Annotated in this window: 22 protein-coding genes; 9 read left to right on the top strand and 13 right to left on the bottom strand. The window is 69.4% G+C overall.

Annotated elements, in window-relative coordinates; all coding sequences use genetic code 11:
- Positions 1–52: 52 nt before the first annotated feature.
- Complete coding sequence (locus tag ASF43_RS19525; protein WP_056184421.1) at positions 53–775, bottom strand: FliA/WhiG family RNA polymerase sigma factor; 723 nt, start codon at positions 773–775, stop codon at positions 53–55.
- 237 nt (positions 776–1,012) lie between these two features.
- On the opposite strand from ASF43_RS19525, the gene ASF43_RS19520 reads away from it, so the two are divergent.
- Positions 1,013–2,257 carry an ATP-binding protein gene (locus ASF43_RS19520; RefSeq protein WP_056184419.1) on the top strand — a complete coding sequence of 415 codons (1,245 nt, stop codon included), beginning with the start codon at positions 1,013–1,015 and terminating at the stop codon, positions 2,255–2,257.
- Here ASF43_RS19520 and ASF43_RS19515 read toward each other — a convergent pair.
- The 4 genes from ASF43_RS19515 to ASF43_RS19500 all read right to left on the bottom strand — a co-directional run bounded on the left by ASF43_RS19515 (position 2,244) and on the right by ASF43_RS19500 (position 6,310).
- Entirely contained in the window at positions 2,244–3,143 is a 900-nt protein-coding gene (locus ASF43_RS19515) for a helix-turn-helix domain-containing protein (RefSeq protein ID WP_056184417.1), read from the bottom strand. The two genes, ASF43_RS19520 and ASF43_RS19515, sit on opposite strands and share 14 nt — an antisense overlap.
- Positions 3,144–3,265: 122 nt before the next feature.
- Entirely contained in the window at positions 3,266–4,129 is an 864-nt protein-coding gene (gene gluQRS, locus ASF43_RS19510) for a tRNA glutamyl-Q(34) synthetase GluQRS (protein WP_056184637.1), read from the bottom strand.
- Between the two features lie 122 nt (positions 4,130–4,251).
- Complete coding sequence (locus ASF43_RS19505) at positions 4,252–5,349, bottom strand: NAD(P)/FAD-dependent oxidoreductase (protein WP_082497986.1); 1,098 nt, start codon at positions 5,347–5,349, stop codon at positions 4,252–4,254.
- 19 nt (positions 5,350–5,368) lie between these two features.
- Entirely contained in the window at positions 5,369–6,310 is a 942-nt protein-coding gene (locus tag ASF43_RS19500) for a LysR family transcriptional regulator (protein ID WP_056184635.1), read from the bottom strand.
- A gap of 126 nt (positions 6,311–6,436) precedes the next feature.
- Here ASF43_RS19500 and ASF43_RS19495 point away from each other — a divergent pair, with 126 nt between their 5' ends.
- A complete protein-coding gene (locus tag ASF43_RS19495; protein ID WP_056184634.1) occupies positions 6,437–7,138 on the top strand; it encodes a pirin family protein in 702 nt (233 codons plus the stop codon).
- Between the two features lie 65 nt (positions 7,139–7,203).
- Complete coding sequence (locus ASF43_RS19490) at positions 7,204–7,635, top strand: DoxX family protein (protein ID WP_056184413.1); 432 nt, start codon at positions 7,204–7,206, stop codon at positions 7,633–7,635.
- Positions 7,636–7,642: 7 nt separating this feature from the next.
- On the opposite strand, the gene ASF43_RS32060 is transcribed toward ASF43_RS19490, so the two are convergent.
- Positions 7,643–7,774, bottom strand: a complete 132-nt coding sequence (locus ASF43_RS32060; RefSeq protein WP_255358135.1) for a hypothetical protein — start codon at positions 7,772–7,774, stop codon at positions 7,643–7,645.
- Positions 7,775–7,824: 50 nt separating this feature from the next.
- Between ASF43_RS32060 and ASF43_RS30885 the strand changes: the two genes are divergently transcribed.
- The gene (locus ASF43_RS30885) at positions 7,825–8,169 is read left to right on the top strand and encodes a hypothetical protein (protein WP_156373425.1); all 345 of its coding nucleotides are present in this window, start codon (positions 7,825–7,827) and stop codon (positions 8,167–8,169) included.
- Here the strand turns inward: ASF43_RS30885 and ASF43_RS19485 are convergent.
- A complete protein-coding gene (locus ASF43_RS19485; protein ID WP_056184410.1) occupies positions 8,138–9,829 on the bottom strand; it encodes a right-handed parallel beta-helix repeat-containing protein in 1,692 nt (563 codons plus the stop codon). The genes ASF43_RS30885 and ASF43_RS19485 overlap by 32 nt on opposite strands.
- A gap of 221 nt (positions 9,830–10,050) precedes the next feature.
- Here ASF43_RS19485 and ASF43_RS19480 point away from each other — a divergent pair, with 221 nt between their 5' ends.
- The 3 genes from ASF43_RS19480 to ASF43_RS19470 all read left to right on the top strand — a co-directional run bounded on the left by ASF43_RS19480 (position 10,051) and on the right by ASF43_RS19470 (position 16,199).
- Positions 10,051–10,929: a pirin family protein gene (locus tag ASF43_RS19480; protein WP_056184408.1), complete on the top strand. Its 879-nt coding sequence runs from the start codon at positions 10,051–10,053 to the stop codon at positions 10,927–10,929.
- A 119-nt stretch (positions 10,930–11,048) separates the two neighbouring features.
- Positions 11,049–14,501: an AAA family ATPase gene (locus ASF43_RS19475; protein WP_056184406.1), complete on the top strand. Its 3,453-nt coding sequence runs from the start codon at positions 11,049–11,051 to the stop codon at positions 14,499–14,501.
- A 489-nt stretch (positions 14,502–14,990) separates the two neighbouring features.
- On the top strand, positions 14,991–16,199 hold the full coding sequence (locus ASF43_RS19470; protein WP_056184404.1) for a patatin-like phospholipase family protein: 1,209 nt from the start codon (positions 14,991–14,993) through the stop codon (positions 16,197–16,199).
- 18 nt (positions 16,200–16,217) lie between these two features.
- On the opposite strand, the gene ASF43_RS19465 is transcribed toward ASF43_RS19470, so the two are convergent.
- The 5 genes from ASF43_RS19465 to ASF43_RS19445 all read right to left on the bottom strand — a co-directional run bounded on the left by ASF43_RS19465 (position 16,218) and on the right by ASF43_RS19445 (position 21,190).
- On the bottom strand, positions 16,218–17,729 hold the full coding sequence (locus tag ASF43_RS19465) for a tripartite tricarboxylate transporter permease (RefSeq protein WP_056184402.1): 1,512 nt from the start codon (positions 17,727–17,729) through the stop codon (positions 16,218–16,220).
- Between the two features lie 4 nt (positions 17,730–17,733).
- Complete coding sequence (locus ASF43_RS19460; RefSeq protein WP_056184400.1) at positions 17,734–18,219, bottom strand: tripartite tricarboxylate transporter TctB family protein; 486 nt, start codon at positions 18,217–18,219, stop codon at positions 17,734–17,736.
- Between the two features lie 156 nt (positions 18,220–18,375).
- Positions 18,376–19,758, bottom strand: a complete 1,383-nt coding sequence (locus tag ASF43_RS19455) for a HAMP domain-containing sensor histidine kinase (protein ID WP_056184398.1) — start codon at positions 19,756–19,758, stop codon at positions 18,376–18,378.
- Positions 19,755–20,444, bottom strand: coding sequence for a response regulator transcription factor (locus tag ASF43_RS19450; protein WP_056184396.1), 690 nt, complete (start codon positions 20,442–20,444; stop codon positions 19,755–19,757). Before ASF43_RS19450 ends, ASF43_RS19455 begins: the two co-directional genes overlap by 4 nt.
- Positions 20,444–21,190 (bottom strand): sulfurtransferase, encoded by a 747-nt coding sequence (locus ASF43_RS19445; protein ID WP_056184394.1) that lies wholly within the window; start codon positions 21,188–21,190, stop codon positions 20,444–20,446. Before ASF43_RS19445 ends, ASF43_RS19450 begins: the two co-directional genes overlap by 1 nt.
- Before the next feature lie 84 nt (positions 21,191–21,274).
- On the opposite strand from ASF43_RS19445, the gene ASF43_RS19440 reads away from it, so the two are divergent.
- Positions 21,275–21,964, top strand: a complete 690-nt coding sequence (locus ASF43_RS19440; protein WP_056184392.1) for a DUF599 domain-containing protein — start codon at positions 21,275–21,277, stop codon at positions 21,962–21,964.
- 2 nt (positions 21,965–21,966) lie between these two features.
- Here the strand turns inward: ASF43_RS19440 and ASF43_RS19435 are convergent, their stop codons facing one another.
- The gene (locus tag ASF43_RS19435; RefSeq protein WP_235578302.1) at positions 21,967–22,362 is read right to left on the bottom strand and encodes a MarR family winged helix-turn-helix transcriptional regulator; all 396 of its coding nucleotides are present in this window, start codon (positions 22,360–22,362) and stop codon (positions 21,967–21,969) included.
- 118 nt (positions 22,363–22,480) lie between these two features.
- On the opposite strand from ASF43_RS19435, the gene ASF43_RS19430 reads away from it, so the two are divergent.
- Positions 22,481–23,224: a siderophore-interacting protein gene (locus ASF43_RS19430; protein WP_056184389.1), complete on the top strand. Its 744-nt coding sequence runs from the start codon at positions 22,481–22,483 to the stop codon at positions 23,222–23,224.
- Positions 23,225–23,266: the final 42 nt, after the last annotated feature.

Genomic DNA, 23,266 nt, shown 5'->3' with positions numbered 1-23,266 from the left:
CGGCTCCTGAGGATGAGTTGGCGCGCGATGCCGGCGCTGGCGGGGGCGGTGGTCAGAAGGCCACGGCCGTGGTCAGGCGCTCGCGCATCTTGCGCAGCGCGCCCTTGTTGATCTGGCACACGCGTGCATCGGTCAGGCCCAGCACGGCGGCGATTTCCTTGAAGCTCAGGCCGCACGCACAGGAGAGCTGCACGATGCACTGCTCATGGGCGTCCAACACGGCCAAGGCCTGCTCGATGCTGCGCCGGGCCATCAGCGCAGCCTCGGGAGACTGGCCCTGCGCAGGCAGGCGGTGCAGCTCGTCCACCGCCTCGTCGTAGCTGACGAGGCGGCCGGCATGCGCGGCCAGCCGGTGTGCGCGGAGTTGCTCGGCGCTCAACTGCAGATGCGTGCGCAATTCGGTGTCGGTGGGCTCGTGACCGAGCTGGCGGCGCAGCGCGCGCTCGGCGTCACGCAGGCGGTGGCTGTCCTGGCGCACGTCGCGCGGGCGCCAGTCCTGGCGGCGCAACTCGTCCAGGATGCTGCCGCGCACGCGCAGCGCGGCGTAAGCGGCGAACTGCGCGTTCGGCACGCCATAGCGGCGCAAGGCCTCCAGCAGGCCCATGAGGCCGATCTGCTCCATGTCCTCGCGGTCCATGGCGCCGCCCACCTGTGAGTCCAGTTGGCGCGCGATGCGCTTGACCAGTGGCAGCCAGTCCCGCAGCCACGCAGCCTCCCGGGCTGCATCGCCTTGCTGGGCGGCGCTCTTGATCTCGCAGGGCACATCCAGGTCCATGGTGCACGTCCGGAAAGTCTCAAATTTTTCTACATTCAAGTCAAATTTGATGCGCAAATGTACTCAATTCTGGCTGACGCCTCAAGTGTTGATGCTTTAAGTTCATCATATTGATGAAAGTCAACGATATGATGCTGAAAATTGAATTAAATTCAGCAACCTGCGCGGGCTTCTTCACGTGCCAGCCCGTGCCGTGTGCGCAGCGCTGCTGCGCACCACCGAGCAAGGAGGGCGGACATGGGCTTCGCATCCAGATTGACGGCCGGCATGGGCGTGTTGCTGGCCGCGGGGCCGGCGCTGGCGGCGGCGGCCATTCGCCAGCGCCAGGCGCGGGTGGCGCTGCAGGAGGCGCGCGCCGCACTGACGGCGCGCAACCAGTTCCTGGGCATGATGGCCCACGAGATGCTGACGCCGCTGCAAACCATCGTGAGCTCCGTGGAACTGCTCGAACTGGACGGCCAGGTGCCGGCCGGCAACGAGGTCTTTCGTCGCCTGCGCCGCAGTGCCCAGCAGCTGGAGGCGCAGATGAACGACACGGTGGAGTTCGCGCGCCTGTCGGGCGGGCGGCTGAAGGTGTCCAAGATGCTGTTCCAGCCCGACCTGATGATGCAGCTCATCGTGGCCGAGTACGACGAGGCCGCGCGCGAGCGCGGTGTGCACCTGGTCGTGCGCATCGACCCGCAGCCCTGCCCGCGCGTGGTGACGGACCCAGCCCGCCTGCGCCAGATCGTGGCCAACCTCGTCTCCAACGCCGTCAAGTACGCGATGCCTGGTGAGGTCGTGTGCGCCCTGCAGGTGCACGAGCAGCAGGGGCGCATCCACATCGCGGTGATCGACCAGGGCCCGGGCTTCGACACCGCGATCGATCTGTGGGAGCCGTTCACGCGCGGGCAGGCCCAGGCCCAGACCCAGGTCGGCTGCGGGCTGGGCCTGGCCGTGGTCAAGCTGATGACCAGCCTGCTGGGCGGCAGCGTGCATGCCGTGAGCCAGCCGGGCCAGGGATCGGTGTTCTCGGTGCGTCTGCCCGTCGACGTCGAGCCGGTGCCGCAAGCCGCCCAGGCGCCTGCCGTGCGCGAGCGCCTGCGCCTGCTGGTGGTGGAGGACGACGTCGACGTGCGCGCCAGCCTGGAGGCCATGGTGCTGGCGCTGGGCGCGCAGGCCGACCTGGCCGGCTCGGTGCGCGAGGCCAATGCACGGCTGGACGCGGCGCACTACGACGGCGTGCTGCTGGACGTGCGCCTGCCCGACGGCCTGGGCTACGCCGTGGCCGCGCATGCGCGCACACCCGGCTCGCGCAACCGCACCACGCCACTGGTCGTGCTGTCGGCCTACCACGAATCGGACGACATCAGCGATGCGCTGTTCGCGGCCAAGTTCGACAAGCCGATCAGCGTGGGCCGGCTGCGCTCGGCGATGGAGCTGTTCCGCGCCGCGCCGACGGAGGACCGGGCGGTGCGCGCAGGGTCGGCTATACGCGCGTGAGCGCGTCCTGTTCGATCAGCTGGCGCACCTGGGCCACCATCAAGCCGAGGCGGAACGGCTTCTCGACCACCTGGATGCGCAGCGCCGTCGTGACCTGCACGATCTCGTCCTCCACCGCATGGCCGGCGGCGATGGCGCCCGTGGTCAGCACCAGCGGCACGCCGGGCTGCAGCTGGCGGATGGCGTGCAGCACGGCGCGCGCGGTCTGGCCGTTCAGCCACCAGTCGACGAGGTAGGCGTCGAAGGGTTGCAGGCTGGCGCGCGCGGAGAGCTCGGCCGCCGAGGTGAACAACTCGACGCGCAAACCCGATGCCTCCAGCGCATCGCGCAGGTTGGCTGCAAGGTCGCGTGAATCCTCCAGCACGGCCACGCGCGGCATCTGGCGCTGCACCGGCGTGATCACGAGCCGCAGCACGCGCTGGCGCACGAGCCGGGGATCGGCCGCCGCATAGGGCTGCACCAGCCAGTCGTCGCCCTGCGGCGTGGCCACGAGTTCGCAGTGCTCGCCGGCAGCCAGCGCGTCGCCCAGCTGCACCTGGCAGCGCAGCCGCGTGCTGCCGATGAGGATGCTCGCATTCGGCACGCCGCCGGCGCTGCGCGGCGTGGCCGACAGCGGCGCGCTGCTGAGCAGCTGGCTGACGTCGACCGCGAAATGCTGGGCCAGGGCCTGCAGGTCGCCTGCGGAGAACGAGCTGTCCTGGAACTTGCGGAATGCGCCCGAGCGCGACAGCCCCAGGATCACGGCGAGCTGCGAGGCATGCTTGTGCCGCGGCAGGCCCTGGTCGGCAAAGAAGTCATGCAGCCGCTGGGCGATGACGCTGCCCTCGGCGTCGGTTTGCAAATCGGCGAGGGCGTCGGGCGAGGGCTTGCTCACCGGCGGTGGCATGGCAGTGTGAAGACCATGGCGTTGGATGCCTTCCTTGCGACGAAAGTGTGCGGGATGTTAAGCGCGAGGCGGGGCGCGCGTGAGAAAGATGCGAACGGCGCATCGATGCGACGCGGCTCGCTTCAGTGTGCCAGCCAGGCGCGCGTCCAGGCCAGCAGCCGCTCGCCCGCCGACCCGTGGGCCGGCGGCAGGCCCAGCACCGTGGCCGCGGCCTGCAGCGCGGCCGGCGGGTCGGCCAGGTCCAGCGCCTGCGCGCCGTTCTGCTTGGAGAGCTTTTCGCCATTGGCACCCAGCACCAGCGGCGTGTGCAGGTAGCGCGGCGTGGGCAGGCCGAGTGCGCGCTGCAACAGGATCTGGCGCGGTGTGTTGTCGGCCAGGTCCGCGCCGCGCACTACGTCGGTGATGCCTTGCGCGGCGTCGTCCACGACCACGGCCAGCTGGTAGGCCCACAGGCCGTCGGCTCGGCGCAGCACGAAGTCGCCCACCTCGGTGGCCACGTCCTGCCGCTGCGGGCCCAGGCGCCGGTCCACCCACGCGAGCGGCGCTGCAGGCTCGACGCGCAGCCGCCAGGCCCGCGCCGGCCGGCCGTTCAGGCCATGCCGGCAAGTGCCGGGGTAGACCAGCTCACCATGGCGCGAAGGCGCGATGCCGAGCGCCTGGCGCGCGGCCAGGATCTCGCTGCGCGAGCAGGCACAGGGGTAGGCCAGGCCGGCCGCGATGAGCCGGTCGAGCGCCTGCTGGTAGGCCGCGCCGCGCTGCGATTGGTAAGTGGGCGGCTGGTCGGCGATGAGCTGGCACGCGTCCAGTTGCTGCAGCACGATCGCGTCGGCTCCTGCCGGGCAGCGCGGGATGTCCACGTCCTCGATGCGCACCAACCATTGGCCGCCATGGGCCCGCGCGTCGAGCCAGCTGGCCAATGCCGCGACCAGTGAGCCCGCATGCAGCGGACCGGTGGGCGACGGTGCGAAGCGCCCCGTGTAGCGCATGGACGAGCCTGCGCCCTCCGGGCTGCGGCGCTGGGCACTTTCGGGCGGCCGGGCGGCGCTCACTCGCGGGCCTTCGGCTTCGCCGGCGGTGCGCGCTTGCTGGGGGCGGCCCGGCGCAGCGCTCACGCCATCGCGAGCGCCAGTTCCAGCCCCGAGACGAACGCGTTCTCGACGCGGTGGCCCAGGCACCAGTCGCCGCAGACGCCCACACGCAGCTTGGCATCCCACAGGTGGCTGTCGCCCAGCGGTGTCAGCGTCTGCGCCTGGTGCCAGCTGTGCACCGAGGCGAAGGCCGGTTCGGCGCGGATGCCCGTGACTTCGGAGAAGGCTTTGCGCAGCTTGGCCAGCACGCGCGGCGCGTCGTCCTGCAGGTGCTCGGCCGACCAGGCCGTGCTGGCCTGCACCGTCCAGCGCTCGACGCTGCCGCGGCCGGGCTTGGACGACTCGCGCGCCAGCCAGGCAATGCGGTGGTGCGTGCTGCGCGCCGCGTTCCACTGCGGGCCCAGGTGCGACAGGCCGGCCTGCATGGCCTGCGGGAAGGCCAGCAGCAGCGTCCAGCACGGGCCCACGCTGACCGGCGCGAGCTGGCGCTGCAGGGCCGCAGCCAGCGAGGACGCGCGCAGCAACTGCACGGCTTGCGCATGGGGCACGGCCAGCACCACGTCGTCGAAGCCGCCGAACACGCGCTGCGCGTCCGGCGCGCCGGTGGCGCCCATGGTGGCCAGCTGCCACTGCTGCGGCTGCAGCGCGTCGCGGCCGATGGCCGTGACCTGGGTGTCGAATTCCACCGCCTGCTGCGCCACGAGCGGCGCGGCCCAGTGGCGGGGCAGGGCGCTCATCCCCGGCGTGGGCACCCAGTGCGCCTCGGTGGCTGGTAGCGACGCGGCCGCCACCCGGCCATAGGCGTCGAGCACGCGCACGGTGTTGGCGCTCCAGGCCTTGCAGAGTTTGGGGCTCAGCGCCAGCGCCTGCTGGAAACGCGGGTCGCGCACGGTGAAGTACTGCGCGCCGTGGTCGAAGCCGCCGAAGGCCGTGTCCTCGGTGGCCATGCGGCCGCCGGGCAGTGCGTTGCGCTCGAACAGCTGCACCTGGTGCCCAGCTTGCACGAGGGTGCGGGCGCAGGCGATGCCGGCCATGCCGGCGCCGATGACGGCGATGCGCCGCGCACGTGGCGCGACGGTGGATGTTGTGTCTCTTGGTGTCCGTGTGCGCTTTGTCATGGGCCGCACTCTACACGGCTCAGTTGTGCTGCTGCGCGTGGAGCAGGGCGGCGCGCGTTTTGGGGCTTTCGAGCTGCTGCAGCCACCACTTGAGCGCGCGGCCCTGGCCCTGGCCCGTGCCCTGCTCGCGCCAGGCATAGCTGACGACGATCACCCGGTCGGGCCGCTGCACGCGGCGCTCGACCAGGCGGCCCGTGTCGACATAGGGCCGCGCCAGGCTTTCGGGCAGGAAGCCGCCACCCAGCCCGCGCAGCTGCGCCTCGAGCTTGGCGCGCATGGTGGGCACGGTCAGCACGTCCTGCCCGCCCAGCAGGCCCAGCGTCACGCGGCCCCGCTGGCCGGTGTCGGCCACCGCCACGGCGCGGTGCTGCTGCAGCAGCGCGTCGGCCAGCGGCTCCTCGGCCTGGGCCAGCGGATGGTGCGGCGCCACGGCGTAGATGAAGCGCATCTGGCCCATGGGCTTGCTCTGGATGTCGCGCACCGCCGCGCCCTCGGCGGCCACGCCGATGGCCAGGTCGGCCTGGCCCGAGCCCAGCGCCTCCAGCGTGCCCGACAGCACCTCTTCGCGGATCTTCAGCCGCGTGGGCGGCGCCGTGGCGTAGAACGATTCGCACAGGTCCATCATCGTGGCGCGCGAGATCACGCTGTCCACTGCCAGCGTGAACTGCGGCTCCCAGCCGGTGGCCACGCGCCGCACGCGGTTGGCCACGGCGTCGATCTCGTGCAGCAGCCTTCCGCCCTCGCGCATGAGCTCGGCGCCGGCCTCGGTCAGTCGGGCCTGGCGCGAGCTGCGGTCGAACAGCAGCACGTCCAGCGCATCCTCGATCTGGCGCACGCGGTAGGTCAGCGCGCTGGGCACCAGGCCCAGCGAGCGCGCGGCCGCGGCAAAGCTGCCGGACTCGGCGATTGCCAGCAGCATGGCGAGGGCGTCAGGGGTCAGCGCATCGCGCGCGTTTTGAATGCTCATGGGCTAGCGTTTCAGTTTTTTTGAATGATGCCATCAAGGCCCGGCGCTGTGAGCGCGGCGTGCGAAATCTAAAGTGCAGACCACGCGATGCAGGCATCGCACCACCACCAGGAGCCCGACATGATCACCCTGCGCAAATCCAGCGACCGCGGCCACGCCGACCACGGCTGGCTCAAGTCGCACCACAGTTTCTCGTTCGCCGGCTACCACGACGCCGCGCACATGGGTTGGGGCAACCTGCGCGTCATCAACGAGGACCGCATCGCGGCCGGCACCGGCTTCGGCACCCACGGCCACCGCGACATGGAGATCATCAGCTACGTCCTGCAGGGCGAGCTGGCGCACAAGGACACCATGGGCAACGTGAAGGCCATCCCGCCCGGCGACGTGCAGCGCATGAGCGCCGGCACGGGCGTGCAGCACAGCGAGTTCAACCATGCCGAGGACCAGACCACGCATTTCCTGCAGATCTGGATCGAGCCGAACCAGCGCGGTATCCCGGCCAGCTACGAGCAAAAGAGCTTCGCGGCCAGCGAGAAGCGCGGTGCACTGCGGCTCGTGGCATCGCCCGACGGCGCCCAGGGCTCGGTGACCCTGCATGCCGACGCGGCGCTGTACGCCGGCCTGTTTGACGGGGCCGAGGCCGCGCGACTCACGCTCGACCCGCAGCGCAAGGGCTACGTGCACCTGGTGCGCGGCGAGCTCGACGTGAACGGCCAGCGCCTGAAGGCCGGCGACGCCGCGCTGCTCGCCGGCGAGTCGCAACTGACGCTCGCGCGCGGCAAGGACGCCGAAGTCCTGGTCTTCGACCTGGCGGCCTGACGTATCCTGCGGCGCGGCCGATGCGTCGCGCCATCCACCGTTTTTCTTTTCAGGGAGTCATCACCATGGCCAGCCTTTCGACCACCCCCCCATCGACCGCCAACAGTGCCCAGGACGGGCTGGCCTTGCTGGGCCGCATCCTGCTGGCCGTGCTGTTCGTGCCCGCCGGCATCGGCAAGCTGACCGGCTTCGCCGGTACGGTGGGCTACATCGGCTCGGTCGGCCTGCCGCTGCCGCAGGTCGGCGCGGCGCTGGCCATCGTGGTCGAGCTGGGCCTGGGCCTGGCGCTGCTGGCCGGCTTCAAGACCCGCTTCGCCGCCGCCGTGCTGGCGCTGTTCACGCTGGCCGCGTCGTTCTTCTTCCACAACTACTGGGCCATGCCGGCCGACAAGGCCATGGTGCAGCAGCTCATGTTCATGAAGAACGTGGCCATCACGGGCGGCCTGCTGGCCTTCGTGGCCTTCGGCGCCGGGCGGCTCAGCATCGACCGGCGCTGAGGCGCGCTCAGTCGCGCAGCCTGGGTGCGCCGGCGGTGCGCATCGGTGCGCGGGCCAGCAGCCGCGCGCGGACCCAGTTCTGCGCCGGCATCTCGAAGCTGCGGTAGGCCAGCGCACCCAGCCCGACCGATACGCCCACATTGGCCTGAAGGAAGGCCGCGGACTCGCCACGACGCCGAAGCTCGCAATGTGCAGTTGGTACAGGTGCGAGAAGCGCAGCACGAAGAAGTGCCACGCGCCCACCGCGCCGGTGTGGATCCCGGCCAGGTACTTCCAGAAGAAGATGAAGCCGCTGATCATCCAGAACACCTGCACCCCGAAGACGCCCCATTCGTAGAACAGGGCGAGATAGCGGTACAGCGGCTGGGCCGACCGATCGAAATGGACGGCCTGCCCGCCCACGTACCAGACGTGCTGGTAGTGCCAGATGAGCACGGCGAGCGCGGACAGCAACCGCAGAATTTCCAGGCCGATCAGCTTGGAGTGGTCGGAGGTGTTGCCTTCAATTGGTTTGGGGTGCGCAGTTCTGGCTGAATGTTCTGGCGCCATCGGGACTCTGGACGTAGACGTTGGGCTGGACCTGCCCCTGCAGGCCAGTGTTCAGGACGAGGCCGGTGGTCGTATCCGGCGCCTGGACGATGCACCATGGCGCCAGGACGCCCGGGCTCAGATTGCGAACGGTGTTGTTCCAGATCCGGGTGTTCCTCACGTAATAGATGCCGGCGGGCGTGACGCGCCCGACCACCCGCACCGCATCGGTCGCCGTGCCCATGAGGGAGGCGCTGGAGATGGTGTTGCTGTGCACCTGCAGGTCACGGAGGTCGGCGCTCATGGCGGCAATATGCATGGCGCCATGCCCAAGCTCTGCGCGTGTTTTGGTGTCTACCAGCTCATTTCCTGCAACTTCAACGTTGCTCACGCCGCCCGTCACAAATGTGTAGCGAACGCCATCCATCTCTGCATAGCCTTCGATGGATGCGATGCGGATGCCGGCAGCGCCCGACCGTTCGATGTAATTGTTGAGGACCTGTGCAACCGCCGTGCCTTCCACGGCCACCCCGCTGCCCCACTTGACGTCGCGAAAGCGCACGCGGTTGTTGCGGATCGTGATGTCGTGGTTCGGCCCGGCTTGCGCCCCGCCGACATAGCCGATCGACGACAACCCGTCGTCGCCGGAATCGAAGACGGTGTTGTCTTCGAGCGCGATGTTGGACGACGGCCCGGCGATGTGGATGCCATCGGCGGCGGGGCGCTGCACGAAATTGCGCATGGCGCGGCTGTCGGTCGCGCGGTAGAACTGGATGCCGGGGCCCAGCGGGTTCAGGATCGCCAGCTGCCGCAGCTCGACCTTCGAACTGTTCTCCACATAGACGCCGATCGCATCCGCATTGCCCGTGCGCTCGGCATAGCCTGGCGGGCGGGCGACCTCGATCCGGAAGTCGCGCAGCAAGATGCCCGAGGAGCCGTAAACGATGAAGCCCGAGCGCAGCTTGTCGGTGGCGATGAGCCGCGTGCTCGGTGCACCGTGGCCCACCACCTCGACATCGGTCTTGCGGTCCAGGCGCATGGCATTGATCCCCAGCGCGCCGCTGTACTGGCACGAGCCGAACGGCAGCTTCAGCACCTGGCCGGAGGCCAGGTTGCGCAGCGCGCGCGACAGCGCGGCCGTCACGTCGTTGCCATTGCAGGCGAACGGCGCCTCGACGATGGGCTTGGTCGTCACATACAGCTCGCCCACGACATAGCGCGACGAGCCCGGGCGGTCTTCGAAGGTATAGCTCGGCTCGGTGCTGGCCGGGTCGGCCACGGTGCCCAGCGGGGTGCGCACCCGCGTGGGCGGGTCGAACAGGCCGACGGCGATCTGGTAGCGCCCACTCGTGGCGGCCGACGGCAGCGTGACGAAGCGCTGGTAGCTGATCTCGCCATACCACTGGCTGGTGGCGGCCGGCGGCTGGTGGTCGTCCTGGAACACGATCTTGCCGGCCGCATTGATGAAGTGCACGAACACACGCCGGGACGCCGCGGTGGGCGCCGTGGACTTGAAGCGGTAGGTGATCGCGATCTGTTGCGATGGGTTCACGGTGAAGACATAGGGCTGCGTGTGCAGCACCGTGATGGACGGGGCGGCGCGCGCAGGCGCGCAAATGCACAGCAGCGCCAGGGCGGCTGCCAGCCATGGACCAATCGCTTTCATGTTCGCCTTTCGAGGGGTGAGAGGGGCTAGGAGGTGGCCGTGGCCGGTGCCCGGCGGCACCGGCCCCGTTCTTTTCAAAGGCGGCTGGATTCGCCGGGCACGGCGCCCCGCTCGTGCCGCCTGGGTGGCCCAGCGCTGCCGCCGGTCGGCGCGCTGGGGGCGCCGCCCGGCGCCGCGGCGCTGACTACACTTATTCCCCACCCACGCCTGGAGAACGACAGATGCCCATCGAACTACTGCTGACCGGACACGACAAGGACCTGGGAGGCGGCTTCGTCGTGCGCCGGCTGCTGCCCGCGGCCGCGCGCCAGGCGGTCGGCCCCTTCCTGTTCTTCGACCACTTCGGCCCGGCCGTGCAGCACCCGCAGGACAACCACGATGTGCGCCCCCATCCGCACATCGGCCTGGCCACCGTCACCTATCTGTTCGAGGGCGCGATCTTCCACCGCGACAACCTGGGCAGCGAGCAGGAGATCACGCCGGGCGCCATCAACTGGATGACGGCCGGCAGCGGCATCGCGCACTCCGAGCGCCGCCCCGAGCGCCTGGCGCAGCAGACCTATGTGAACCACGGCCTGCAGCTGTGGGCGGCGCTGCCCGAGGCGCACGAGGAAGCGCCGCCGGCCTTCGAGCACACACCGGCTGACGCCATTCCCGAAGTCGACATGGACGGCGTGCGCGTGCGCGTGCTGATCGGCCACGCCTTCGGCAAGCAGTCGCCGGTGACCACGTTCTCGCAGACGCTGTACTTGGACGTGGCGCTGCAGGCCGGCGTCTCCTTCGTGTTGCCGCCTTTGGCCGAGGAGCGCGCGGTCTACGCCGTCGACGGCGAGGTCACGGTCGACGGCCAGCCCGTCGGCGCCCGTCAGATGGCCGTGCTGCAGTTCGGCGCACCGGCTGTCATCCACTGCCGCCAGCCCACGCGCCTGGCCGTCGTCGGCGGCGCGCCGATCGGGCACCGGCAGATCTGGTGGAACTTCGTCTCCAGCCGCAAGGAGCGCATCGTGCAGGCCGCCGACGACTGGGAGGCCGGCCGCTTCGCCCAGGTGCCGGGCGAGACCGAGTTCATCCCGCTGCCCGAACGCCGCTTCAAAGCCTGAGCCAGGCCCGGCCGAAGTTACAGTTCGCGCGCCAGTGCTGGTGTACATTGGGTCGCGATCCATACCAAATGACACACTCCGGGGCCGCAGCTGCTTCGGACCATTGGAGGAATCGACGCGTGGTGCAGCAGGACAACGGACTGGCGCAGTGGCTGCAACAGCTGGGCCTGGGCATGCATCTGCCTGCGTTCGTCAGCAACGACATCTCCTGGGCGGTGCTGCGTACGTTGTCCGACGCGGACTTGAAGGAACTGGGCCTGTCGCTGGGCCATCGCCGCATCCTGCTGGCGGCGCTGAGCGGCATGCACATGCTGCCGATGGAGCCCACCAGCATGCCGCGCGCCGAGCGCCGTCACGTGACGGTGATGTTCGTCGACCTGGTCGGCTCCACGGCGCTCTCGTCGCAGCTGGACCTGGACGATTTGTGCGATGTGCTGCATGACTACTACGCCGCGTGCAGCACTGCCATCGAGAGCGCGGGCGGTTTCGTGGCCCGCATCGTCGGCGACGGCGTGCTGGCGTATTTCGGCTACCCCATCGCACGCGAGGATGCAGCCGAGTGCGGCATCCGCGCTGCGCTGGGCATCCGCGAGGCGCTGGTCCGCGAGCCGGCGACCGGGCTGGCGCGCGCCAACGTGCGCATCGGCCTGGCCAGCGGCGTCTCGGCGATTGGCGACATCGTCGGCGGCAGCCTGGCGGAGCGGCATTCGGCCACCGGCCTGACACCCAACGTCGCCGCGCGCATCCATGCGCTGGCGGAGGCGGGCGACATCCTCGTGGCCGACGACACCAAGCGCCTGGCCGATGGCCTGTTCCGCTACGAGGACATGGGCGCGCACCCGCTGCGCGGCGTGCCCAAGCCTATCCATTTGTGGAAGGTGCTGGGCGAGAGCAGCAACCGGGCGCGCTTTTACGCCAGGCGCGGCACCATCCACGAATGCCTGGGCCGCGGCGAGGAGCTGGGCGCCATCGCACGTGCGGCGACGCGCGCCGCCCACGGCCAGTGCCACGTCGTCAGCGTGGTCGGAGAGCCCGGCATCGGCAAGTCGCGGCTGCTGCATGCTGCGGCCACGCAGACGCCGGGCCAGCAGATCCTGTTGCAGTGCGTGCCCACCCAGTCGGACACGCCCATGTACCCGGTGATCGACTGGATCCGGCGCGCGGCCGGCGTCAGCGACGGCCATGCGGCGCAGAACTTCACGCTGCTGGCGCGCTGGCTGGGCGAGCAGGCGACCGCGCTGGAGGTGGACCTGCTGGCTGAGTTCGTCGGCCTGCCGGCGCAGGCAGACCACGCCGCCGCCGCGCAGCTGTCACAGGACCGCAAGCGGGCACGCACGCACGAGCTGCTGCTGCACCACTTCGAGTTGCAATGCGACACGGGGCCCGTGCTGCTGCTGCTCGAGGATGCGCATTGGCTGGACCGTGCGACCGAGGAGTTCGTGCGCGCGCTGTTGCGGCGCCTGGCCGCCAAGCCGCTGCTGGCCATCGTCACTGCGCGGCCGCACCGGTGCCAGGACTGGTCGGACAGCGCATCGCAGACCAGCATCCGGCTCGATGCGCTGCCGCGCGTGCACGCCGCCGGCCTGGTCCAGCAGGTGTGCCGGGGCCGGCGCCTGCCGCCCGAGGTGCTCGGCTTGATCCTGGAGAAGACGGACGGCGTGCCCCTGTTCGTCGAAGAGCTGACCGAGACCATCCTCGAATCGGGCTGGCTGCGCGAAGAGCACGACGCGCTGGTGCTGGCCGGCCCGCTGCCGTCGCTCCACATCCCGTCGACGCTGCACGACAGCCTGGCCGCGCGGCTCGACCGCCTGGGCGAGGCCAAGGCGATCGCGCGCATCGCCAGCGCGATCGGGCGCACCTTCGAGCTGTCGCTGCTGGTGCAGGTCAGCGGGCTGACGGCAGACGAGGTGCGCCAGGCCCTGGGCCGCCTCATCGATGCCCATCTGCTGTTCGAGCAGAGCCCCGCGCCACACGCCAGCTATGCATTCAAGCATGCGCTGGTGCAGCAGGCGGCCTACGACAGCCTGCTGCGGCATGACCGCCAGGCCATGCATGCGCGCATCGTGCAGGCGATCGAGACCTGGCAGCCCGAGACGGCCGCCCGCGAGCCCGGCCTGATGGCCCACCACTGCGAGCAGGCCCAGATGACCGACAAGCAGGTGGACTACCTGGACGCTGCCGGCCGCGCGTCCACGCGCATGGTGGCCATCCGCGAGGCGCTGGCGTATTTCGACAAGGCCGAGCGGCTGCTGGCCACGCTGCCGCCGTCACCGCGCAACGCCAGCCGGCGCATCGACGTGATCCTGGGCCTGATGGACGTGGGGCGCTTCGCCATCCTGCCCAGGCGGCTGGTGGAACTGGGCCAGTCGGCACGGGCGCTGTCGGGCGTGGCCGGCGTGTACTGCGATGCCGAACGCCTGTCGACCATTCTGTTCCAGGAAGGTCGCGCGCTGCTCTATTCGAGCCAGTATGCGCAGGCCGGCCGGGTGTTCGCCGAGATCCGCAGCCTGGGCCGCACGGCGCAGTCGCCGCAGATCGAGTCCAAGCCCGGCTCGGCGCTGAGCATGGGCCTGTGCTGCCAGGGCCTGTTCAACGAGACGCTGGCCTTCATCCACGAGGGCAACATCGCGCAGTACAAGGCTGCCGGCAAGCTCATCGACTACATCTCCGGGCTGGGCTGGATCGGCTATGCCGCCTGTGAGACGGGGCAGGGCGAGGCCGCTCTGCGCTTTGGCGACATGTCGGTGCACGAGGCCGAGCAGCTGGAGTCGCCGATCTACCAGGGCGGCGCCTGCATCTGGCGCAGCCATGCGTTGATGGCGCTGCGCCGCATGGACGAGGCCGTGGCCGATGCGCAGCGCTGCGTGCAGCTCAGCCGCGAGCATGCCGTGCCCTACCTGGACTGGCACGGCCAGGTGTTCCTGTCGCTGTGCCTGTGCCGTGCCGGGCGACTGGACGAGGCGTCCGCGGCGTTGCGCGATGCCTGCGGATTGCTCGAGCGTGTCGCGCAGGGCCATTGGTCGCTGCTGGACTACGTGCCCGCCATCGAGGCGGAGATCGCCTGCTTCCAGGGTGCGCACGAGGCTGCGATCGCGTCGGCCGACCGGGCCATCACGATCGCCGCGCCGATCGGCGGGCATTTCGCCGAGGCGATGGCCTGGCGCGCCAAGGCGATCGCCAGCCTGTGGCTGGGCCACGACCTGGCACTGGCGCAGCAGCACTTCGACCGCGCTGCCAGCCTGCACGAGCGCGGCGGCGCGCAGGCCGAGCTGGCTTTCTCCACGCTGACCTGGGCCCACGCGCTGCACCAGACCGGCCACAGCCAGGCCGCGCGGCATCACGTGCGCAGCGCCGTCGCGCGTGCGCGCCGTTTCGGGTTCGTGCTGGAGCGCTGCGAGCACGGCGCGGCAGCCGTGCTCGCGCCGGCGCTGGTCTATGCCGACGGCGTCCTGGCCGACCTGGACCGTGCGGCCGCCTTGCCTGGCCGGCCCTTGCCGGAGGGCGCCGTGCTGCTGGGTTCCGGCGGTGCTTCGCCCCAGGCGCTCAGCACATCGGGCAAGGGCGCGCCATAGAAATGCGCTGGCATGCCGAGCCCGTCGCGATCGCGCTCGCTGCCCTCGATGAAGAACAGCAGGTCATGCGGCCGCATGGCGTGGAAGTACAGCGGCGTCGACGCCGCCCCCAGGCACTGCGCGATGGCGCGGCCGGCCTGCGCCGCCACGGCCTGCCGCAGGGGCACATCGCCGTCGTAGCCGATGCGGATCCAGCGCAGCCCTTCGCCGGTGTAGAAGTGCACGATGGCCGGCGCGGGGCTCAGCTCGGACAGGCGCGCGTCGATGTCCCGCGCCAGTGTGCTCGCGGGCCCGGTCGGGGTCTTGGACTGCGGTGGCTTGCCGGTGGCGGGCGGCTGGGCAGCCGGATCGGGCAACGCGAACGTGGGCACTTCCCACTCATCAATATGACTCATGACGCCTCCTGACATCGCCAACACAATACCCGCGCTGTGGCCCGGCGCTCTGTGATCCGGCAGCTTCGTTTCCCCAACATGCAGGAAGAAACCCATGGATGACGGCAAGAAGAAGAAGCGCGCCATTGCGCTGGCAGGCGGCGGCCCGGCTGCCGGCCTGCACATCGGCGTGCTGGCTGCGCTGGAAGAGGCAGGCGTGGAGTTCGACGTGTTCACGCTGTCGTGCGTGGGTGCCTGGGTCGGCCTGGTCTACAACAGCCGCGAAGGCCCTCATCGCGCAGAGCAGACCTTGCAATTCTTCAAGAAGCATTGCTTTCGCGAGGACGCCAGCCATGACTGGTTTCCCATCAACCAGGGCTTTGCCTCCGACTTCCAGAGCATGCTCAAGGCCTATGCGGCCTTCGGTCTCTCCAAGGACCTGAACTGGGGCAGCCTGGTGCTGCCGCATCAGATCCAAAAAAGCCTGTTGCAGACCTGGGAGCTTGCCACCAGCCCCGAGCGCTGGTCCGCGCGGGAGTTCAACTACTGGCTGCTGAACGACGTGCTGGCCGTCAACCCGGTGACGCGCTTCTGGACCTCGCTGGCCTACAAGTCCGACATCAAGGGGCTGTCCAGGATCTACTACGACGACAGCCCGGCGCTGGCCGATATCTTCGGCGAGCACGAGCACGAGATCGCGGCCACGAAAAAAAGCAAGGTCGCGCAAAAGCGCAAGCAGCATGAGCTTTTGTACGGTCCGCGTGCGCCCGTGATCTACCACAACGCCTGGCGCCTGCCGCGCGAAGAGGAGCCGGGCAGGATGCAGCTCTTCCACAACGCACCGGCCAAGGGCGAGTACATGCGGATGGACGCGCGCTCGCTGTGCGCGTGCTCGGCCCTGCCGTTCATCGAGGAGAGTGTCACGATCGGCGACGATGAGTACACCGAAGGCGCACTGGTCGACACCGTGAACTTCAAGAACCTGTTGAACCAGCACTCCGACCTCGACGAGGTCTGGGTCAACCGCATCGTCGACAACAAGCAGGTCCGCTCGGCCAAGGGCCTGCACGGCTCGCTGTCGAACCTGCCGATGCAGTTCGCAGCCGAGGTCGGGGAGAACGACGTCAAGCTGTTCCGCCAGCATCTGCTGAACCAGACGCGCATGAAGCCGCGCCTGGTCGAGATCCCGATCCTGGACAAGACCCGGGTCAACTTCGACTGGAGCCATGGCAACCTGATGCAGGGCTATCGCGAAGGCAAGTTCGCCGCGGAGAGCCTGCTGGCGCACGATCCGAGGCTCAAAGACTCCCGGCGCAGCCCTTGAGCGGACGCGCGCGGCGGATCAATCCTCCACGAAGGCCTCTTCGCGCTTGGCCTTGACCGATGGCAGCAGCACGACGACCAGCAGCAGCGCGGCGACGGCCAGCAGGCTGGCCGACAGCGGCCGCGTGACGAAAACGCTCCAGTCGCCGCGCGACAGCAGCAGCGCGCGGCGCAGGTTCTCTTCCATCATCGGGCCGAGGATCAGGCCCAGCAGCAGCGGCGCGGGCTCGCAGCGCAGCTTGTGGAACTTGTAGCCGACCACGCCGAAGATGGCGACCATCCAGATCTCGAAGCTGTTGTTGTTCTCCGAATAGACCCCCACCGCGCAAAAGAGCACGATGGCCGGGAACAGCCACTTGTAGGGGATGGTCAGCAGCTTGATCCACACGCCGATGAGCGGCAGGTTCAGGATGATCAGCATCGCGTTGCCGATCCACATCGAGGCGATCAGGCCCCAGAACAGCTCGGGGTTGGCGGTCATCACCTGCGGGCCGGGCTGGATGTTGTGGATGGTCATCGCGCCCACCATCAGCGCCATCACGGCGTTGGGCGGGATGCCCAGCGTCAGCAGCGGGATGAACGAAGTCTGCGCGCCGGCGTTGTTGGCCGACTCGGGGCCGGCCACGCCGCGGATGTTGCCCTGGCCGAACGGCACCTCTCCCGGCTTGAGCTTGGTGCGCTTCTCGATGGTGTACGACGCGAAAGCCGACAGCAGCGCGCCGCCACCGGGCAGGATGCCCAGCGCCGAGCCCAGCGCCGTGCCGCGCAGCACGGCGGGCGTCATGCGCTTAAAATCTTCCTGGGTCGGCATCAGGCCCTTGACCTTGGCCGTGAACACTTCGCGGTCGGCCGAGGGAATGGCCAGGTTGGCGATGATCTCGCCGTAGCCGAACACGCCCATGGCGATGGCGATGAAGCTGATGCCGTCGGTCAGCTCCGGAATGTCGAAGCTGTAGCGCGCCACGCCCGAGTTCACGTCAGTGCCCACCAGGCCGAAGGCCAGGCCCAGCAGGATCATGGCGATGGCCTTGAGCAGCGAGCCCGATGCCAGCACCACGGCGCCGATCAGGCCCAGCACCATGAGCGAGAAGTACTCGGCCGGGCCGAACTTGAAGGCCACCTCGGTCAGCGGCGGCGCGAACGCGGCCAGGATCAGGGTGCCGACGCAGCCGGCGAAGAAGGAGCCCAGTCCGGCGGCCGCCAGTGCGGGCCCGGCCCGGCCTTTGCGCGCCATCTGGTAGCCGTCGATCACGGTCACGACCGATGAGGCTTCGCCCGGCAGGTTCACGAGGATGGCGGTGGTCGATCCGCCGTACTGGGCGCCGTAGTAGATGCCGGCCAGCATGATCAGCGCGGCCACCGGCGGCAGCGCGTAGGTGGCCGGCAGCAGCATGGCGATGGTGGCGACCGGGCCGATGCCCGGCAGCACGCCGATCAGCGTGCCGAGCAGGCAGCCGACGAAGGCATAGGCCAGGTTCTGGAAGGTGAACGCGACGCCGAAGCCGATCGAGAGGTTGTCGATGAGATCCATGGGGTCAGACGATGAAGGTGGGCCAGATGGGGAAGTTCAGCTTCAGCGCGAGTTCGAACGCGACATAGCTGCCGATCGCCAGCACGGTGGCCAGCACGGCCACGCTTTTGGCGTTGAAGCTGTCGCCGGCCAGGCTGGCGACGAAGGTCAGCACGTAGATGGCCACGATCAGCCCCATGGCGGGGACGCCCAGCGACGGCAGGCCGGCCAGCAGCACGCCGAAGGCCAGGTTGGCGCCGATGATGAAGACCAGCGGGCGCCAGGCGATGGCGCCGATGCGGTCGCCGTCTTCGGTGCCGGCGCGCAGGGATTGCAGCGTGATCAGCACGCCCAGGATGGCGATCAACACGCCGACGATCAGCGGGAAGTAGCCCGGGCCCATGCGGGCGGCGCTGCCGACCGTGTAGCTGGTCGCGCCCCAGGCAAATGCCACGCCGAACGCGCTGAACAGGACGCCCGAGTAGAAGTCCTTCTCACTTTTGATTCTCACCTTGCAGGTCTCCTTGGATGGATGGCATCCGCGCGGGCAGGGCTGCTCGCCGCTCGGGCACGGTCTGTGCACAGGCGATGGTAGGAACGCGGTGGTGCGGGCTGCATGAACAAAACATTGCCGTTTGTCCATGTGCGGCCGGCGCTCAGGGGCCTGTCAGGCGGGCGGCCATTCGATCTGCACGCGCAGGCCGGGCCCGGCCCCGGCATAGTGCAGGCGGCCACCATGCAGCGCCACGATGGCGCGCACGCTGGCCAGCCCGAGGCCGTGGCCGGGCACGTCGGGCGACAGCCGCGTGAAGCGCTCGCCCAGCCGCGCGAGCCCGCCGGCCGGGACGCCGGGGCCGTCGTCCTGCACGGTCAGCACGGGCGTGCCGTCGCGCCAATGCGTGCCCACCCGCACGGTGCAGCCGGCGCCGCCGTACTTCAGCGCGTTGTCCAGCAGGTTGGCGACCGCGCTGGCCAGCAGGTCGCGGTCACCGGGCACCTGCAGCGGCTCGTCCGGCGCGCGCACGAGGGTCGCGCCCTGGGCCTCGGCCACCGCTTCGTACAGCTCTGCCACGTCGGCCACGATGGCGTGCAGCGGTTGCAGCTGGAACGGCTGGCGCCGCGCGCCGGCCTCGGCCTCGGCGATCTGCAGCAGCTTGTGGAACACCACGTTCAGGTCCTGCAGTTCGTGGATCGCCGTGGCGATGGCCTGCTGCAGCTGCGCGGCCCCGGTGCCGGGCCGCTGCGCGTCGTGCAAACGGGCCAACACGCGCGTGAGCGGCGTGCGCAGGTTGTGCGCGATGCTGTCGGACACGTGGCGCACGCCGGCCATCAGGCCCTCGATGCGGTCCAGCATGCGGTTGATGTCCTGCTCCAGCCGCGCGAACTCGTCGTCGTCGTCCGAGGCTGCGACACGCTGGGCCAGCTGGCCGGCCGCGACCTGGGCCGCGGTGCGGCGGATGGCGCCGATGCGGCGCTCCAGCAATTCGCGGAACAGGTAGGTGCCGCCGATCACCATCAGCAAGGCCATCAGCGCCGCGGCGCGGATCGCATCCAGCACGAGCTCGGCCACCTGCAGCTGCTCGCTGCGGTCCTGGCCGACGACCAGGCGCGTGTCATCGGGCAGGTGCCGCGTCATGACGTAGCCGGGCGCGCTCTGGTTGGCGCGCAGCAGGGTCTGCTCGTGCAGTGCGGTGTCGGGCAGGTGGGCGTCTGCTGGTGGGTCGAAGCGCGCGCTGCCGGCGATGCGCTGGCCCTGCGCGTCCAGCAGCAATAGCAGTTCGCGGTCGGAGTCCTCGCCATCGGCCAGCGCGCGCTCGATGCCCTCGACCAGCGCCGGGCGCCCGCCCTGGTCGAAGCGCGCGACGAGGTGCTGGGTCATGTTGCGGATGTCGCGGTTGGAGCGTTGCTCCAGCAGCACCACGGTCTGCAGGTAGAACACCGACAGCACGATCGCCATCGTGGCAGCGGTCAGCACGCCGAATGTCAGCGCCAGTCGGAGCGCGGCCGAGCGGCGCCAGGGCGTGGCGCCGGGCGGTGTGGCGCCGCTCATCCTGGCGGCGTGGCCGACAGCAGGTAGCCGCTGCCGCGCACGGTGTGGATCAGCGCGGGGCTGAAGCCGTGGTCCACCTTCTTGCGCAGCCGGTTGATGTGCACGTCGATCACGTTGGTCTGCGGGTCGAACTGGTAGTCCCAGACCGATTCGAGCAGCATGGTGCGCGTGAGCACCTGGCCGGTGTTGGACATGAGGAAGGCCAGCAGCCGGAATTCGCGCGGCTGCAGCGCCAGCGGCTGGCCGGCACGCTCCACGCCGCGCGTCATGAGGTCGATCCTGAGGTCGGCCACCTGCAGCTGGCGCACCTCGGGCGCGCTGCTGGCGCGGCGCACGATGGCCTCCAGCCGCGCCGCGAGCTCGGAGAACGCGAAGGGCTTGGTCAGATAGTCGTCGCCGCCGGCCTTCAGACCGCGGATGCGCTCGTCCACGGCGCTCAGCGCGCTGAGCACCAGCACCGGCGTCTTCTTGCCGAGCTGGCGCAGCGTGGCCAGGATGGCCAGGCCGTCGACGTCGCCAGGCAGCATGCGGTCCAGCACGATCACGTCCCACGATTCCTCGACGGCGCGGGCCAGGCCCGCCACGCCGTCGCGGCAGTGCACGACGGCATGGCCCAGCTCACGCAGGCCGGTGCCGATGTAGCGGGCGTGTTCGAGCTCGTCTTCGATGACCAGGCAGCGCCACATCAAGTGGAGGATTTCAGTTCGCTGTCCACGGCGCGGCGCTCGTCGAACACGAAGCAGTCGCCGTGGTAATGCGCGCCGTCGGTTTCTTCGAAGTACTTGAGGATGCCGCCTTCGAGCTGGTAGACGTGGGGCAGGCCGGACGCGCGCATGAGCATGGCGGCCTTCTCGCAGCGGATGCCGCCGGTGCAGTAGCTGACCACCGTCTTGCCCTCCAGCTCGGCGCGGTGCGCGGCCAGCGCGGCCGGGAATTCGCTGAACTTGCCGATGCGCCAGTCGATGGCGTTGTCGAATGCGCCCACGTCCACCTCGAAGGCATTGCGCGTGTCCAGCGTCACGACGGGGCGGCCCTCGTCATCGACACCGCTGTCCAGCCAGCGGCGCACGGTGGCGGCCGACACGGCCGGCGCGCGGCCCGTGGGGGCGCTGAAGTCGGGCTGGATGGCCGGCACGTCCATGCGGATGATCTCGCGCTTGACCTTGACCAGCATCTTGCGAAAAGGCTGCGCGTCGGACCAGCTTTCCTTGGGCGCCAGGTCGGCGAAGCGCGCATCGGCCTGCAACGTGGCGACGAAGGCGCGCACGGCGTCGGCCGCGCCGGCCACGAACAGGTTGATGCCTTCTGCGGCCAGCAGGATGGTGCCCTTGAGTTCGAGTTCGATGGCGCGTGCCAGCAGGCTGTCGCGCAGGGCGGCTGTGTCGTGCAGTTGCACGAACTTGTAGACCGAAATGTTCAGGATGGACGTCACGGCGGGATTATCGGCGGGCCTAAACTGCGGCCCCGCAGCAACAGGGGGCGACATGCAGGAAGAAGTTCGACACGAGGTGGAGCGATGAAGGCGCTGGCATTCCTGCCCTGGTACGATTGGCTGGCGATGGCATGGTTCTTCGGGCTGTGGATCGGATACGGATGGTTCTCGCGCACGACAGCCAAGGTCTCGCTGCTGCAGACCACCAACCGTTACCGCCGCTACTGGATGGAGCAGGCCACGGCGCGCGACCCGCGCGTGCTGGACGGCATCATCACGCAGAGCCTGTCGACCAGCCCTTCGTTCTTCGCGTCTACCACCATCATCATCATCGGCGGGCTGCTGGCCCTGCTGGGCACTACCGACAAGGCGGCCGACTTCGTGCGCGAGATCCCGTTCGCGGTGCGCACCTCCATGCTGGTGTTCGATCTCAAGGTGCTGTTGTTGATCGGCATCTTCGTGTTCGCGTTCTTCCGGTTCACATGGTCGATGCGCCAGTACACCTTCGCGGCGCTGGTGATCGGCTCCATGCCCGACCCGCAGGACTTCGCTGCGGGCAAGTTCGACCGGGCGCATTTCGCCGACCGCGCCGGCAAGATGCTGGGCATGGCGGCCGAGACCTTCAACGACGGCGTGCGGGCCTACTACATGTCGTTCGCGGCCACGGCCTGGTTCTTCTCATCGCTGGTGTTTGCCATCGCGACAGCCGCCGTGGTGCTGATCCTGTACAGCCGGGAGTACCGCTCCACGGTGCTGCACGTGCTGCGCGAATAGCCTCAGCTCTTGCCGGCCGCCAGGTTGGCCTGCACGCGGCGCAGCAGTTCCAGCAGCCGCGCCTTCTCGGCCGCGTCCAGCCCGGTGACGGCCTGCGCTTCGAGCTGGCGCGCCTGGCGCTGCAGTGCGCGTTGGATGGCCAGGCCTGCGTCGGTCGGCGTCAACCGCAGGTTGCGCCGATCCGCCTCGTCGGCCACGGCATCGAGCAGGCCGCGCTCGCGCAGGCCCTTGATGAGCCGCGCCAGCTGCGCCTTGTCGCGCCCGGTCTGCTGCACCAGGTCGCTCTGGGTGGCACCAGGGCGGCGCACGAAAAACCCCAGCACCTTGCTTTCCATGTGCGTGAGCTCGTGCGTGCCCTGGCGCAGGGCCTGGAACAGCTGGGAGCGGAACTGGTGCATGACGGTGTGCACCAGCTCCAGAACCTCGTCGCTCGCAGGGTCTTGGCGGGGAGGACGGTTGACCTTATCAACTGATTCGCGCATGATTGGAGACATTATCAACCAATCCGGAAATGCCATGTCCGAGGAAATCACCGCACCGCGCCAGGTGCAGCGCATCCGCCACGAGATCAAGCGCCGTGCGCTCGAGGTGCGGCGTGTCGAAACCCTGAGCCCGCAGATGCGCCGCGTGGTGTTCGGCGGCGAGGCGCTGGCCGATTTCGTCAGCGCCTCGTTCGATGACCACGTCAAGATCTTCTTTCCCGCCGGCGGCGAATCCGTGGCGCGCGACTACACGCCGCGCCACTACGACCCGGCAGTGCGCGAGCTGACCGTCGACTTCGCGCTGCACGGCGACGGACCGGCTGCCGACTGGGCGCGCCAGGCTGCCGTCGGCCAGCCGCTGACCGTGGCCGGCCCACGCGGCTCCTTCGTCGTGCCGCTGGATTTCGACTGGTACCTGCTGGTCGGCGATGAAACGGCGCTGCCTGCGATTGCGCGCCGGCTGGAAGAGTTGCCGGCCGGCAGTCGTGCCATCGTGCGCCTGTATGTGGCCGAGGTCGACCGCCTGGCTTTGGGCAGCGCTGCCACGGTGGATCTGCAATGGGCCGACGACGATGCAGCCTTGCTCGACGCCTTGCGCGCGCTCGAGTTGCCGGCCGGCTTCGGCTACGCGTGGTGCGCGGCGGAAGCGGGCGTTGCCGCCCAGGCGCGCAAGATCCTGGTCGACGAGAAAGGCCATGACCGCCGTGCCATCCGCGCCGCCAGCTACTGGAAGCGCGGCGCCATCGCGCACCACGAGAACCTGGAAGAGCCGCGGTGATGGGATGACGGCGCGGGGAGGGCGGGCTCCTAGAATCACTGG

Origin of the sequence: Pseudorhodoferax sp. Leaf267, assembly GCF_001422405.1 — a bacterium.
GTDB lineage: Bacteria > Pseudomonadota > Gammaproteobacteria > Burkholderiales > Burkholderiaceae_C > Pseudorhodoferax.
Note: the sequence above shows the minus strand (reverse complement) of the source record. Positions and strands in the feature narration are given on the sequence as shown.